Below are 16,729 nucleotides of genomic sequence, written 5' to 3'. Positions count from 1 at the left end.
ACTCTATCCGTGAATAAATAAAAAAATCTGAGGTAAGGCTATAAGTTTAGAAAATAATTAAACTGAGGATAGCATCATGAATCAACGCCGTAGTGCTAATCCATCAGGAAAATATCTGATGGCGCTTGATGCAGGGACAGGGAGTGTTCGTGCAGTAATATTTGATCTTGAAGGGAATCAAATTGCTACCGGACAGGCTGAATGGGCACATCAGCCTGTACCTGATGTGCCCGGTTCAATGGAATTTGATTTGGTGATGAACTGGCAGTTGGCTTGTCAGTGTATTCGTCAGGCGCTGAAAAAAGCAGAATTACCTGCCTGCGCTATTCAGGGTGTTGCGTCCTGCTCTATGCGGGAAGGTATTGTTCTCTATAACCGTAATGGTGAGCCGATTTGGGCCTGTGCTAATGTGGACGCGCGTTCCAGCCATGAAGTGGGTGAATTGAAAGCGTTATATAACAATACCTTTGAATATGATGTTTATCAGCGTTCAGGGCAAACGTTGGCGTTGGGGGCTATGCCTCGTCTTTTATGGCTTGCTCATCATCGCCCAGATATTTATCGTCAGGCAGCAGCCTTAACGATGATCAGCGATTGGCTGGCAAATATGCTCAGTGGTGAGCTGGCGGTAGATCCCTCCAATGCGGGCACGACAGGAATGCTGGATCTGGTCAGCCGTGACTGGTGTACTAATCTGCTTGAGATGGCAGGGCTGCGTTCAGATATTCTTTCACCGGTAAAAGAAACAGGGACTTTGTTAGGTTACGTCACTGAAAAAGCCGCATCTCAATGCGGACTGGATGTTGGAACCCCGGTGATTATGGGGGGTGGTGATGTTCAGCTTGGTTGCCTTGGTTTAGGTGTTGTAAAACCGGCACAGACCGCTGTTATCGGTGGTACCTTCTGGCAGCAGGTTGTAAACCTACCGGCACCAATAACTGACCCGAATATGAATACACGGATTAACCCTCATGTTATTCCCGGTATGGTTCAGGCGGAATCCATCAGTTTTTTTACTGGCTTAACGATGCGTTGGTTTAGGGATGCATTTTGTGCAGAAGAAAAATTACTGGCGGAACGTCTTGGTGTTGATGCCTATAGTTTATTGGAAGATATGGCAGCCAGAGTGCCGGCTGGTGCTTACGGTATTATGCCAATTTTCTCTGATGTGATGCGGTTTAAAGCTTGGTATCATGCAGCACCGTCCTTTATTAACCTGTCAATTGATCCTGAAAAATGCAATAAATCGACATTATTCCGTGCATTGGAAGAAAACGCTGCGATTGTTTCGGCTTGCAATTTGGATCTGATTTCTGCATTTTCGGCGGTGAAACTGGATTCACTGGTATTTGCTGGTGGTGGTTCAAAAGGAAAATTATGGAGCCAGATTTTATCTGATGTGACAGGGCTTCCAGTGCGGGTTCCGATTGTCAAAGAGTCTACTGCTTTGGGATGTGCAATTGCGGCCGGAGTCGGTGTTGGGCTTTATGATGCAATGGGTGCTACAGGGGAAAAGTTGGTGCGCTGGCAACACGAATATCAACCTAATCCTGAACATTATGAGGTATACCAAAAAGCTAAAGAAAACTGGCAGGCGATATATGCCGATCAGCTAACATTGGTCGATCATGGGTTAACAACTTCGCTTTGGAAAGCACCGGGATTATAACGTGTAATGAGTTGATCTGCTGGTGCCTATATGGCCGGTATTTTGCTGGGTGCGCTTGCGCTGATGTGTGGTTTGTGCACCAAGTGTTGCATGCCTGAAGATATGTGAGGATGCGATAATTGAAAAGGGACATTTCGTAATCAGGTATTTATATATACCCCAATAGATTTCGAGTTGCAGCGCGACGGCAAGTGAACGAATCCCCAGGAGCATAGATAACTCTGTGACTAGGGTGAGTGAAAGCAGCCAACAAAGCAGCAACTTGAAGGATGAAGGGTATATAAAAACTATATGAATGAATGACTGTAATACAAATATATTAATAAGTATTGAATAATTTAATATTGATGTGATAATCCGGTATACATTTCTTATACCGGATTTTTTATGTGTTAAAACAGAATAAGGAAAGTGATAATTTACATATAAGTTATCTTTTTAGGTTTTTTTGTTATTATTGTTGTTATTTTCTGTTGTGTGATCTAAATCTAATTTTATTGTTGATTTTATTTTGTCTTATTGATTGCCTTGGTATACCAATCATATATTTAATTGTAGGGTTATTGTTGGAAATATTTCTTGCAATAAATAATTAGGAGAAGATAATCGAAGAATTGATAACGGTAATGTGTTTTTAGGTGGTGATATAGACTGATTTAATTATCTTTAATTTCATGATCTGACTTTGATACATATTGGGTTTATTTTAAATAACTCGTGAGAATTAATAGTCTATCTTACTTAGGCGTAGTTGTTACAGAGAAATAGTTGTTACAGGCTGTTAGAAAGGCAAATAAAATAACCCTAATGGGATATATCCTATGGATTTCAATATGCATCGAGACGGCAAGGGAGCGAATCCCCGGGAGTATAGATAACTCTGTGACCGGGGTGAGTGCAGCCAACAAAGAGGCAACTTGAAAGATGATGGGTATAGATGGTCAGAGTGAAAAAGTGATAGAGGACATTTAAATGTATATGTTTGAAGATATACGAAAACTGAATAATATTAAACTTTGGCTCGGTTCGCACCACGTATTGGTAAATATTACCGGGCGTCAGAAAAATCATATCAAAGAAAGAGTTAACTGGAATATATCTCGTTGCAATCAATCTCTTATTATGTTGGTTATTATTCTAGTTACATTGTTTTATTATTGTAAAATAATATGTAATGAAGCTGATTATAATCTATGATGTTTATTTGTGGTATTGAATGTCATAATATTTTCATTGGTTATATAACCTGATTGTTATTAAATAATGTCGGATGTGATTATTATTAATCTGAGGTTGTGCTATTGCCTAATAGGCTAATAAAATACCGATAATGGTTTGGTTTTTTTGGTTGTGGGATTTTTGTCAGCTAGTAAAAATTGTAGAAAATTGAAGGAACTTATACAAAGAGCAGGAGAGGATGGAATATTTTATTCTGCATCACAAGGTGAATGATTTATTCCGTTGTCAGGAAAATTAGCGTCAAAGAGTGGTTAATTGACAATGGTTAATTGGACTATGGCATCTAATATCTGATGATGTCAGTCGTGTCTTTTTATTTCTTGGGGGCAAGAAGTAAGAGAAAAGCATTGGTGATGACTGTCAAGAGTGACAGTTTTTAAATTTCTAACAGATTTGTTGAGGTAGTAAATGAAAGATAGCGTGGCTAAAGCCGAAAGTGTTCTTGAAGCTGAACTTCTCTCTCAGACATTGGAAAACATAACCAGCGAAAATAATGCTTCACAACAGATTCAGAACGTAAGGAATATCCCTCAGGTGCTTACATCCAGTGAATCATTCTGGTGTGAGCGCCTTGCTTCTTTACAACCCCTCCAGTTACCTTTCGACATTTCCGAGAAACAGACAGAATCCAGATGGGTAATGAGTCCTTGGCAGCCGCCACTACCAAAAAATGATGAAGAGGACCCATTACAGGCACTATTGCAGGTATTTGTCATCTATATTGCGCGATTAACTCATCAGACTGAATTCCAAATCGGTTGGTGGGTGGATGAGGTAAAAGATAAATCGACAGACTTGGCGCCGGTGGTGCCGATGGCCGTTGAGGTGGCGTTTGATAAGCCCTGGAGTGTAGTAGCTGACTGGGTTGATGCTGAACTTGCCCGGTTGGCACAGCATCATACATTTAGTCGAGATCTCCTTTCTCGTTCTCTTTCTCTGCGTGCTATCCCGGCATTAAGAACAAGTCAGCCGTGGCCAATTGCTGTTGCTGTGATAAAAGATGACAGACAGTGTGATCAGTATGTACCCGGTGAATTGCTGACACTCCAGAGTAATGCACAGGGTGGTTTTCGTTGGATCTATGATGAAAATCGCCTGAGTGAGGAAGTGATTCAGCGAATGAGTGAACATTTACAGGTGCTAGCGTCGTCAAAAAGAGTGAGTGATGAAATCCCTGTTTGGCAGCTTAATTTATTGCCTGAGGCTGAGCGTACATTGCTACTGGAAACCTGGAACGCCGTTGAAACGCCCTATCCTGACCCGTTATGTATTCATCAATTGTTTGAGCAACAAACAGAGCAAGCTCCGCAAGCCACCGCGTTAGAATATCAAGAACAGACCTTCAGTTATGCGGAACTGAATGCCCGTGCTAATCGTCTGGCTCATCAACTGATAGCGTTGGGCGTTGCACCGGACCGACGGGTAGTGATTTGTGTTGCGCGCTCCCCGGCGATGGTGGTGGCGCTGTTGGCAGTGTTGAAAGCGGGTGGGGCCTATGTGCCGCTGGATTCAACTTACCCGGAGGAACGTCTGGCGTATATCCTGAATGATACTGCCCCGTCAGTGGTTCTGGTGGATGAAGCTGGCCGGGCGGCGTTGGGTGAAACCGCGCTGGCCGGGTTAACGGTGCTTGACCCGAATACTCAGTTTGACCAACCAACCAGCAACCCACAGGTCCCGGCGTTGACGCCACAACATCTGGCGTATGTGATTTACACTTCCGGTTCAACGGGACAGCCGAAAGGGGTGATGATAGAGCATCAGGCTATTTATCAACGTTATCTGGGTTTTAATGAACTCTATAATGTCACCGCGCAAGACCGGGTGGTGCAATTTGCCGCTTTTGCGTTTGATGTTTCAGTGGAAGAGTTTTTCTCGGCGTTATGCAACGGAGCCACGCTGGTGGTCCGCGACGACAGTTGGTTGGCTTCGGTGCGAGAATTTATCGCCTTAATCCGGCAATATCGTATTACGGTCATCTCGCTGCCGACCTTATTCTGGTCTGAATTGGCGGCCAGAGACACTGGGTTACCGCTACCGGATCATCTCCGACTCATCATCATTGGGGGGGAGGCGGTGAAAAAGAACGCGGTTCAGGACTGGTTTAGGCAGGCAGGCCATCGGCCTCGGTTGTTAAATGGTTATGGCCCGACAGAAAATACTGTAACAGTGACCTACAAGGATGTGTTATCTCCGGCAGATGCCCGTTCTATCGGTTATCCGGCTAAAAATGCCCGTATCTACCTGCTGGACAGCTATGGCGAATTGGTACCTGTAGGTTGTGTTGGTGAAATGTATATTGGTGGCGTCGGGGTGGCTCGGGGTTATCTGAATCGACCGGAATTGAGCGCGGAGCGTTTCATGCCAGACCCTTTTAGTCCGGTATCTGGTGATCGGATGTATCGTAGCGGGGATTTGGCACGTTACCTGCCGGGCGGAGATCTGGAATTTCTGGGCCGTAACGACGATCAGGTTAAAATCCGTGGTTTCAGGATTGAACTCGGGGAAATTGAAACCCGACTGGTGGAACATCCGGCGGTACGAGAGGCGGCGGTGTTGGCACTGGATGATGGGCAAAGCAAGCGGCTGGTTGGCTATGTGGCGGCGGAGAAGAATGAAGGCTTGGCTGCTGATTTGCGTAAATACCTCAGTACGATTTTACCTGACTATATGGTGCCGGTTGCCTTTGTGCGTCTGGATACCTTCCCGCAGACTCCGAACGGTAAGTTGGATCGCCGGGCGTTACCAGCGCCGGGGGAGGAGGATTTTGCCCGTCAGATTTATGAAGCGCCACAAGGTGAGCTTGAGATCACCTTGGCCGCTATCTGGCGTGAGTTATTGGGTATTGAGAAGATTAGTCGGTATGACAGCTTCTTTGCGCTGGGTGGTCATTCATTGCTCGGCGTGAGGATGATTGAATGTCTGCGTAACATCGGATTGACATTGGCGGCCCGTGATCTGTTCCAGTCTCCAGTGCTGTCAGAATTGGCCCAGACGTTGGGACAGCATCAGGTCGTGATAGTGCCGCCTAACGTTATTACACCGGATACTACAGCACTGACGCCGGCGATGTTGCCGTTGATTGATTTGACTCAGACTGATATTGACCACATCGTCGAACAGGTGCCGGGCGGGACGGCCAATATTCAGGATATTTATGCTCTGTCGCCGTTGCAGGACGGTATCTTGTTCCACCATCTATTGGAACAGGAAGGTGATCCGTATCTGTTGCTCTATCCGGTGTCCTTTGCTAACCGGTCTTTGTTGGATCGTTATCTGGCGGCGGTGCAACAGGCGATTGATCGCCATGATATCTTGCGGACGGCGTTTATTTGGCAAGGATTGTCAGTCCCGGCGCAGGTGGTTTGCCGCCAGGCACAGTTGCCTGTGACGGAACTGACGCTGGAGCCGGCTGACGGTCCAGTGATTGACCAATTAATCCGGCGTTTTGATCCGGGTGGGTATCGTCTTGATCTGAGTCAGGCTCCGTTATTGCATTTTGTTATCGCTCAGGAAACCGATGGTCGCTGGTTCTTACTGGAGTTGCAACATCACTTGATTGGCGACCATGAAACGATGGAAATGATGCACCGTGAAGTGCAGGCGTATTTTGCCGGGCAAGGGGACCGCTTACCTGCGCCGGCGCCGTTCCGCAATTTGGTGGCTGAGGCCCGCTTAGGAGTGAGTCAGGCAACACATACCCGCTTCTTTACCGAGATGCTGGCGGCGGTGGATGAACCGACGTTGCCGTTTGGACTGACGGAGGTGCATCGTGATGGCTCTCAGATGAGGGAAGCTTATCGGATGCTAGCAACCACGTTAAATGATCGTCTGCGCAGTCAGGCCCGGCGTTTGGGGGTCAGCCTGGCGGCGTTGTGTCATCTGGCCTGGGCGCAGGTGCTATCGCGTACCAGCGGACAAGAGAAAGTGGTGTTTGGTACCGTCCTGTTTGGGCGTATGGCCGTGGGGGAAGGGGCAGACAGTGGCATGGGGCTGTTTATGAATACTCTGCCGTTGCGACTGGATATCGATGAAACCCCGGTACGGGATAGTGTGCGAGCGGTGCATCTGCGACTGGCTGAATTGCTGGAGCATGAGCATGCTTCACTGGCGCTGGCCCAACGGTGCAGTGGTGTACAGGGTGAAGCCCCACTCTTTAGTTCCCTGTTCAACTATCGCCATAATGAGCAACCGGTGACTCTGGATGAAGCGATGGCCGGGATTGAATTTCTGGGCGAACTGGAACGGACTAATTATCCCTTTGGATTGTCAGTGGAAGATGGTGGTTCCACGTTGGGGCTGACTGCTCAGGTGATTCAGCCGTTTGAGCCAGATAGACTATGCGGTTATATGCAACAGGCGCTGGAAAGTCTAGTGGAAGCGCTTGAACAGGCCCCGGCGACGCCGGTACGTGCGCTGAACGTCCTGCCTGAAATGGAACGTACCCTGTTGTTAGAAACCTTAAATACCACTGAAATCCCGTATCCTGATCCATTATGTATTCATCAACTGTTTGAGCAACAGGCAGAGAAAACCCCGGATGCGACCGCCTTAGTATATGAGGAACAGTGTCTCAGTTATGCCGAATTAAATACCCGCGCCAACCGCTTTGCCCATCAACTGATTGCATTAGGTGTCACACCGGATCAGCGGGTGGCGATTTGCGTGGCTCGTTCTCCGGCGATGATGGTAGCGTTGTTGGCAGTGCTGAAAGCCGGCGGGGCTTATGTGCCGTTGGACCCGACTTATCCGGCAGAACGTCTGGCGTATATTTTGCATGACACAACCCCGTCCGTGGTATTGGTTGATGAAACTGGCCGGGCGGCGCTTGGCGAACAGGCACTTGCAGGACTGACGGTACTTGACTCGAATGCTTTACCAGACCAGCCGGACAGTAATCCACAGGTCACTGGGTTGACGCCACAACATCTGGCTTATGTCATCTACACTTCCGGTTCAACCGGGCAACCGAAAGGGGTGATGATAGAACATCAAGCGGTGTATCAACGTCATTTGGGTTTTAATGAGACCTATGCCGTTACGGCACAAGACCGGTTGTTACAATTTGCCTCTTTTGCGTTTGATGTTTCAGTAGAGGAATGCTGCTTGTCATTGTGTAATGGTGCCACGTTAGTAATGCGTGATGAGCGTTGGATGACTTCCATGCAGGAATTTATTGCCTTAGCCTGGCAAAACCGTATCACGGTGATGTCTCTGCCGGCGCTATTTTGGTCCGAACTGGTTGCCAGAGACAATGGATTACCGCTACCAGATTGCCTCAGACTCATCATCATTGGGGGTGAGGCAGTGAAAAAGAGTGCTGTTCAAGAATGGTTTGCGCGGGAAGTCCATCGTCCCCGACTATTGAACGCTTATGGCCCGACGGAAAATACCGTGACGGCGACCTGTAAGGAGATCTTATTCCCGACAGACGATCGTTCTATTGGCCGACCGGTTAAAAATACCTGTGTTTACCTGTTGGATGGAGATGGTCAGCCAGTACCATTAGGCAGCGTTGGCGAAATGTATATTGGTGGAGTGGGTGTCGCACGAGGTTATCTTAACCAGCCGGAATTGAGTGCGGAACGTTTTATACCCGATCCATTTAGTCGGGTGTCTGGTGCGCGGATGTATCGCACTGGGGATTTGGCCCGCTACTTGCCGGACGGCAATCTGGAATTCCTGGGCCGTAACGACGAACAGGTAAAAATTCGAGGTTTCCGGATTGAACTGGGAGAGATTGCAACCCGATTGATGGAACACCCAGCGGTACAAGAGGCGGCGGTGCTGGCGTTGGAGGATGGGCAGGGCAAACGTCTGGTTGCCTATGTGGCCGCGGAAGCGAATACGGAGTTGGCTGCCAGTTTACGCGAACACTTGAGTGCCATTTTACCGGACTATATGGTTCCGGCAGCCTTTGTGCGGCTGGATACCTTCCCACAGACGCCGAACGGCAAACTAGATCGCCGGGCATTACCGGCACCACGAGAGGAAGATTTTGTCCGTCAGATTTATGCAGCCCCAGAAGGGGAAACTGAGATCGCCCTGGCGGCTATCTGGCGTGAGTTACTGGGCATTGAGCAGATCAGCCGGCATGATAGTTTCTTTGTATTGGGCGGCCATTCCCTGCTCGCTGTACGCATGATTGAACGCTTGCGTCGCTTGGGATTGACACTGGCGGCGCGTGATCTGTTTCAATATCCGGTACTGTCAGAATTGGCACAAACATTGGGACAGCACCAGGCCGTGATAGTGCCGCCTAACGTTATTACACCGGATACTACAGCGCTGACGCCGGCGATGTTACCGCTGATTGATCTAACTCAGACTGATATTGATCGCATTGTCGGGCAGGTGCCGGGCGGAGTTGCCAACATTCAGGATATCTATGCCTTGTCGCCGTTGCAGGACGGTATCCTGTTCCACCACCTGTTGGAACAAGCAGGTGACCCGTATCTGTTGCTCTATCCATTGATCTTTGCGAATCGGTCTCTGTTGGATCGTTATCTGGCGGCGGTGCAACAAACGATTGATCGCCATGACATCTTGCGGACGGCTTTTATCTGGGAAGGATTATCAATTCCGGCGCAAGTGGTTTGTCGCCGGGTACAGTTGCCCGTGACGGAACTGACGCTGGACCCAGCTGACGGCCCAGTTATTGATCAGTTAACCCGGCGTTTTGATCCAGGGCAGTATCGTCTTGATTTGAGTCTGGCTCCGTTACTGCATTTTATTATTGTTCAGGAAACCGATGGCCGCTGGGTCTTACTGGAATTGCAGCATCACTTGATTGGCGACCATGAAACGTTGGAAGTGATGCACCGTGAAGTGCAGGCGCATTTTTCCGGACAGGGGGAGCACTTGCCTGCACCGGCTCCTTTCCGCAATCTGGTGGCTCAGGCTCGGTTAGGTAAAAGTCAGGAAGAACATACCCGCTTCTTTACCGACATGTTGGCGGATGTGGATGAGCCAACGTTGCCATTTGGGCTGGCGGAGGTACATCGTGATGGATCTCAGATGAGGGAATTCCATCGGATGCTGTCACCTGAGTTGAATGATCGTCTGCGTAGTCAGGCCCGGCATTTGGGTGTCAGTCTGGCGGCGTTGTGTCATTTGGCCTGGGCGCAGGTGCTGTCACATACCAGTGGTCAGGAGAAAGTGGTATTTGGCACCGTCCTGTTTGGCCGCATGACGGCGGGGGAAGGTGCAGACAATGGCATGGGGCTGTTTATGAATACCTTACCGTTGCGACTGGATGTCGATAATACTCCGGTACAAGATAGTGTGCATGAGGTGCATCTGAGACTGGCTGGGTTGCTGGAGCATGAGCATGCCTCATTAGCGTTGGCACAACGGTGCAGTGGTATTGCCAGCGGTACTCTATTGTTTAGCGCTCTATTCAATTATCGACATAATGCCTTATCGGCAACGTCGGATGACATCATCAACGGTATTGAATTTCTGGAAGGGCAGGAGCGGACGAACTATCCCTTTGGGCTGTCTGTGGAGGACGGTGGTTCCACGTTGGGGCTGACCGCTCTGGTGATACAGCCGTTTGATCCAGAGCGGCTATGCGGTTATATGCAACAGGCGCTGGAAAGTTTGGTGGAAGCGCTTGAACAGGCCCCGGAGACACCGGTACGTGCGTTGAACGTCCTGCCTGAAACAGAACGTACCCTGTTGTTGGAAACCTGGAATGCCACTGAAAACCCGTATCCTGACCCGTTATGTATTCACCAACTATTTGAACAACAGGTAGAAAAAGCCCCGGATGCGACAGCGTTAGTGTATGAGGAGCAGTGTCTCAGTTATGCCGAATTAAATGCCTGTGCCAACCGCTTTGCCCATCAACTGATTGCATTAGATGTCATACCGGATCAGCGGGTGGTGATTTGCATGGCACGCTCGCCAGAGGTAGTGATAGCACTGTTGGCGGTGCTGAAAGCGGGCGGAGCCTATGTACCGCTGGACCCAACTTATCCGGCAGAACGTCTGGCGTATATTTTGAGTGATACTGCGCCGTCAGTGGTACTGGTTGATGAAGCTGGCCGGGCGGCACTTGGTGAAAAAGCGCTTACAGGGTTGACAGTACTTACTCCGAATACCTTACCTGACCAACCGGATAGTAACCCACAGGTACCCATGTTGACGCCACAGCATCTGGCTTATGTCATTTATACCTCTGGTTCAACCGGGCAGCCGAAAGGGGTGATGATAGAACATCAAGCGGTGTATCAACGTCATCTGGGTTTTAATGATACTTATGGCGTCACTGCGCAAGACCGGCTATTACAATTTGCCTCTTTTGCGTTTGATGTTTCAGTAGAAGAATGCTTCTTATCGTTGTGTAATGGCGCCACATTGGTTATGCGCGATGATCGTTGGCTGACTTCTATGCAGGAATTTGTTTCCTTAGCTTGGCAAAACCGTATCACAGTGATGTCTCTGCCGGCGTTATTTTGGTCCGAACTGATTGCCAGAGACAATGGCTTGCCGCTACCGGATTGCCTCAGGTTCATCATCATTGGGGGTGAGGCGGTTAAAAAGAGCGCAATTCAGGACTGGTTTGTGCGGGAAATCTACCGACCTCGACTATTGAATGCTTATGGCCCGACGGAAAATACCGTGACGGCGACTTGTAAGGAGGTCTTATCCCCAACGGATGATTGTTCTATCGGCAGGCCGCTGAAGAATACCAGTGTCTACCTGTTGGACAAATACGGTCAGCCTGTACCATTAGGCAGCATTGGCGAAATGTATATTGGCGGCGTCGGTGTGGCTCGTGGTTATCTGAACCAGCCGGAGTTGAGCGCGGAACGTTTTATCGCAGATCCCTTTAGCCCGGTATCTGGTGCACGGATGTATCGCACTGGAGATTTGGCCCGTTACCTGCCAAATGGCGACTTAGAATTCCTTGGTCGTAACGACCATCAGATTAAAATCCGCGGCTTCCGGATTGAACCGGGAGAGATTGAAATCCGGTTGGTGGAACATCCTGCTGTACAAGAGGCGGCTGTGTTGGTGTGGGAGGAAGGGCCGGACAAGCATCTGGTCGCCTATGTGGCGGCGCAAGCGAATGAGGGGTTGATTACCAGTTTGCGTGAACATCTGAGTGCCCGGTTGCCGGATTATATGGTGCCGTCAGCTTTTGTACGGTTGGATGCCTTCCCACAGACCCCGAATGGCAAATTGGATCTCCGGGCATTACCTGCGCCGGGGGAGGAAGATTTTGCTCGTCAGGTCTATGAAGCCCCGCAAGGGGAAACGGAGGTAGCCCTAGCCGCGATTTGGAGTGAGTTGTTGGGGGTTGAGCAGGTCAGCCGGTATGACAACTTCTTCGCGTTGGGCGGTCACTCACTGCTCGCCATGCGAATGACAAACCTTGCTGCTGGTCGGGGATGGGTTTGTACATTGAATGCATTGTTCCAATTCCCGGTGCTGACTGAACTGGCTGCAAAAATCACCTCAGATTCGCTGTCTGAGCCACAAACCCGTGCTATATCGGTGCGACCTGATGGAACAGAGCCGCCGTTGTTCTTTGTTCCCAGTGGGATGGGAGACTATTCTTATGTCTTCGGACTGGCTAATCATCTGCCATCAGGCTACCCGATTTATGCTCTGCCCTGGCCATCCATCAATGAAGGCTCGATGATGACGGTGGAAGCACAGGCGGCCAGAATGATCACCTTGATGAAAGCGGTTCAGCCGGATGGTCCGTATCGGCTGGGAGGTTACTCCTCTGGCGGTATATTGGCTTATGCGATTGCCCAGCAGCTTTTGAATGCTGGAGAGAGGGTTAATTTCTTAGGCCTGATTGATACGCCAGCGCCTGATTATTTTGAGGAACAGTCTGGGCAACCTAAATACCAATTCTTTAGTGAGTTGGCCCGACAGTCAGAGGAACAGCACCCAGAAGAGGTCGCGGCGTTGTACCAGCGAATTGATGAGCTGAATTTAGTGCAGTTTATTGAGGCGGCACAACAATTGGCGTTATATCCGGCCAATCTGAGAGCTGAGATTATTGCGAAGCGTTGGGAGCAGATAGAGAACTATACGCAGATAGTCAGAGATTATCAGCCACAGGCATTAGCAATAACGTTGCATCAATTTTATGCGATGGAACCTTACCCTGAGACGTCTTTTATGATGGATGAAAAGCCAGAACCAGCCAATATAGAACCGTCGCTAGGCTGGGAACGGGTGATGCCTGATGCTTTGCTGAGATTGGTTGCTATTCCGGGTAACCATTTTAGTTTATTGGAGGATAATGAGAATCGAATTGCGTTAGCTCAGGCTTTGAATATGGCGTTAGCAATTAGTTGTAATGGGGAGGGGCAATAACGCTAATATATTAAACGCTATTGATTAATTTAATGTTAGCATGATAATCCGGTATATATTGCTTATGCCGGATTATTTTTATGATGAGAAAATGAATGTGATCATTGTTATATAAGTTATCTTTACGTGTTTTTTTCACTATTGTTGTTATTTTTCTTTTATTAATTTTTTATCGTATTAAAAAGATATTTAATTGTGTGATTTTGGTTTTTATTTTTACGAATAATTCATAATTGTGATAATAAAGTGTAATTAATAGTAATGTATTTCTTAATAGCAAAGTGTAATGATTAAATTAATATTGGTTTAATGTTTTCGAATGATAAATTATTACGAGTGTGGAAAAGCAGTAAAGATAACCCTCTTTAAAAAGTATAATAAGGTATGTTAAGGGAATGCTAATCATGCAACATACTGAAAAAATGATCCCCCATCCCAAGACTAAATAGATAAATTGTTTTAGTCTAAAAATAATGCCTCTTTTATTGTTCATTTCTTTCTTCCTTGTGTTTTTTTCATTCCTTCTTCCGCAATGTAATCCGTCACAGTTCCCGCATAATTTCCGATAATGATCCCACCAATTTCCGAAGCTTTATTAGAATAACCTTTAGAGAGCATTTCATTAGTAAATTTCCCGCCTACTTTATTATTACCAACTATAGTGCCAACTGCATTGCCTAACATTGAGGTTGCAGGATCTTCTCCTTTAACTTTACTACCTAAATAAGCGCCTCCTGTATTAACAAGGGTGCTAAATAGCGTTCCTTTACCTTGAGTTAATGCGCCTGTTCCCACCGCTATCAGTGTATCTGTTGCACTATAGTGTTCTCCTGGTTTCAACGTTAAAAGCTGTTTAGTGGCATCTGTTGCTCCGCCTAAAATACCTCCACCAATTACTGCCGCCGCCCCAGTAACAGGGGCAACTATAGTCCCTCCCACAGCAGAAGCACCAGCCCTCCAAGCGACTAACAGCCCTATTTTCTCTCATCATATGTAGTTTAATAACAGAATCGATTTCCCCTTCAAAGTCATCAAATACAAGAATAAGTTCGAATTTAAAAGAGGGAAGGTCTTGTTCCAGTTTAGTAATAAGAGAAGCGAATTTTAGAGCAATATCTATAATATTGTTTCCCAAATAGTCACTTAATCTTATTTCATTATAGAAGCACTCCTATTCTGTCTTATCAAAGAAATTTGCATGACCATTAATTCTATTTTCGCTTGACACACTAGCTACAGGACATAGAGAAGAAAAAAATACACAACCATTTGAACTTACTGTGAATCCGAGATTTAAGAGTTCAGCAAGAATTTTTGGTATTACAATTTCTTCCTTGACATATCCATCTAAAAAACTAACCATTTTCTGATTGTATTTAATCATTTTTCCCCAAAATATTATTTTGTACCTTTAATGTCTGGAAGGACTGAATATTGAACCATTTGATTTTCCAGTGCTGCCATTGACTGGATAAGGTATTATCACAATGGATTAATACTGACTGAGTAGAACAAAACAGCTGCCCAAACAATCTCAAAAAAACCTTACCTCTTGAACTAGATATCCGTTCAAGAGGTAAGAAATTACTTGGAATTATCCTATATTAGTCAAAATGTTTTTGACTATAGATATTACTGATTCATCCAGCTGTTTTTCATCAACTGTATAGGTCAATAGTTCGATCTCATTCTCTGCATCAAATAAAATTGTGCGAAACCACTTTTCTTCAAGTGCAACCACTTGATTTTCTGCTTTATAAATCTCTAACTGAATATCTTGTATTGTTATCTTTCCTTCAAGAAAGTCCTTACAAGATCCTTTCAGACACTCAATTATTTCAGGGTAAAGCCAATCATTCATTTTGCACTCCTACGAAGAATTGTCACAACTACATTGCCATTTTTCTCAGTAACGACACCGACATCACCATTCCAATATGTTGTCCGAGTAATACCATTAACAACATTATTTTGTGGAGTACCATTTTTAATTACATAGTCTACGATATTAGGTGTCACATTTCGACCAGCTCCAGTTGTTCCAGCTGGTGAGCCGAGACCGGAAGGTTGCATTCTATCTACAGCATGTTGTGAGTAAAGACGATCACCAATTTTGGCGTATTGCCGTCCATCAACAGTAGTTTTTTGATAATGTTGCCATGAATTCCACTCTAATTTTTCAGAAGGAGTTATCGTCTTATTTCCAGTAATATTCTTGTCAGCTAGAGAACTTCCTGTCGCCCCAACTAATTCCGTTGATTGGTCTTTGCTCAAAGACAGATACGCCTTTGCTGCCGCAAACTGTATTAACTTCGCTTCACTGCTGGGTATCCCACCGGCAACAATTTCCGCCGCTTTCTGTGGTGTCATCTGCTCATTTGATAACACGACATCCAACGGAACGCCAAAGAAGTTACCCCACGCAATAATCAAACCTTTTGCCGGGTCCTGACCATCAGGGACTTGTCCTTTGAGGTAGTGAGTTAAGGCTGCGTTTATTTCTTCCGGTGTTGCCCCGGATTGAGCCATTTTTTGAGCCAGTGAACCCGCGCCTTCAAAATGTTTAGCACCTTCGGAACCAAACAGACGTCCCATGCTAAGGGCATTATTGTCAATCTTTATTTTCTTTCAATCTAGACATAATCCAGATACCGATCCCTGTGGGAATACCTGTACTAGCACCCATTTTAAAAGAATAATAAACATCTTCTAAAGTGAAGAAAAATTGTCCATCTCTGAAATAAAAAATGGTTGCTAGAATAAGGCTGGTGATAAAAACCATACAAAAAAATAATATAAACCATAGACTGGTAAGCAATAAAAGAGCCTGATAAGTTGCTTTTTGATGTTTCATTTACCACCCCCACGTTTATCTAACTGATTTTCAACTCGATTTCCTACCGCTTCAGAAATTAAAGCTCCACCGATAGCACCGCCGACTTCACTTTTAATTGGATTGGCTACCATTGGCGCGAGTTTATCAGTAATAATTTTCCCTCCAATTGCACCTACAACATTACCAACCGCTGCACCTGCTACTGGTGCAACGGGATCTTTACCCTGCAATTTCGCTCCGACATAGGCACCAGTTATACTCGCCACTTCTGTAAACCAAAACCCTTTGCCCTGCGTTACCGCTCCCGTTCCCGTGGCTATCAGGGCATCAGTAACGTTCACAGAACCATTTGTAAGCTGATTACTAATATTGGCCGTTCCACTGATTATACCGCCAGCAAAAATACTTCCCACCGTTGCTCCTGATGGTAGCAACAGTGGTGCTGCTACCGTGGACATTCCCGCTTCCCATGCTGTTATCAATCCTCTTACCGGATCTTGTCCTGCCGGGTGATCGCCTTTGGCATGTTTTGACAATGCTGCTGAAATCTCTTGCGGGGATTGACCTTCATTTAACATAGCAATAGCCAGACTGGATGCTGACCGACCGTAATCCGCCATCCCTTTGGGCAAACTCAATGCATT

The 16,729-nt window shown here is 46.6% G+C and carries 8 protein-coding genes; 2 read left to right on the top strand and 6 right to left on the bottom strand.

Translation table 11 applies throughout. The annotated features are described in order from the left end of the window. The first annotated feature begins 76 nt into the window (after positions 1–76). Entirely contained in the window at positions 77–1,669 is a 1,593-nt protein-coding gene (gene lsrK / locus BDD30_RS04050; protein ID WP_015833616.1) for an autoinducer-2 kinase, read from the top strand. A 1,647-nt stretch (positions 1,670–3,316) separates the two neighbouring features. Beyond that, positions 3,317–13,249, top strand: a complete 9,933-nt coding sequence (locus BDD30_RS04040) for a non-ribosomal peptide synthetase (protein ID WP_015833617.1) — start codon at positions 3,317–3,319, stop codon at positions 13,247–13,249. A gap of 489 nt (positions 13,250–13,738) precedes the next feature. Here the strand turns inward: BDD30_RS04040 and BDD30_RS04035 are convergent, their stop codons facing one another. The 6 genes from BDD30_RS04035 to BDD30_RS04010 all read right to left on the bottom strand — a co-directional run bounded on the left by BDD30_RS04035 (position 13,739) and on the right by BDD30_RS04010 (position 16,723). After that, on the bottom strand, positions 13,739–14,188 hold the full coding sequence (locus tag BDD30_RS04035) for a hypothetical protein (protein ID WP_015833618.1): 450 nt from the start codon (positions 14,186–14,188) through the stop codon (positions 13,739–13,741). 232 nt (positions 14,189–14,420) lie between these two features. Then, positions 14,421–14,633, bottom strand: a complete 213-nt coding sequence (locus BDD30_RS04030; RefSeq protein ID WP_041381714.1) for a hypothetical protein — start codon at positions 14,631–14,633, stop codon at positions 14,421–14,423. A 210-nt stretch (positions 14,634–14,843) separates the two neighbouring features. Beyond that, positions 14,844–15,110: a hypothetical protein gene (locus BDD30_RS04025; protein WP_041381715.1), complete on the bottom strand. Its 267-nt coding sequence runs from the start codon at positions 15,108–15,110 to the stop codon at positions 14,844–14,846. Then, a complete protein-coding gene (locus tag BDD30_RS24010) occupies positions 15,107–15,844 on the bottom strand; it encodes a hypothetical protein (protein WP_015833621.1) in 738 nt (245 codons plus the stop codon). Before BDD30_RS24010 ends, BDD30_RS04025 begins: the two co-directional genes overlap by 4 nt. 16 nt (positions 15,845–15,860) lie before the next feature. After that, the gene (locus BDD30_RS04015) at positions 15,861–16,103 is read right to left on the bottom strand and encodes a hypothetical protein (protein WP_015833622.1); all 243 of its coding nucleotides are present in this window, start codon (positions 16,101–16,103) and stop codon (positions 15,861–15,863) included. Continuing rightward, positions 16,100–16,723: a hypothetical protein gene (locus BDD30_RS04010; protein ID WP_015833623.1), complete on the bottom strand. Its 624-nt coding sequence runs from the start codon at positions 16,721–16,723 to the stop codon at positions 16,100–16,102. Before BDD30_RS04010 ends, BDD30_RS04015 begins: the two co-directional genes overlap by 4 nt. Positions 16,724–16,729 lie beyond the last annotated feature (6 nt).

This window comes from Photorhabdus asymbiotica (assembly GCF_003634575.1).
Taxonomy (GTDB): Bacteria; Pseudomonadota; Gammaproteobacteria; order Enterobacterales; family Enterobacteriaceae; genus Photorhabdus; species Photorhabdus asymbiotica.
The sequence above is the reverse complement of the archived record's forward strand: the minus strand, read 5'-3'. Positions and strand labels throughout refer to the sequence as shown.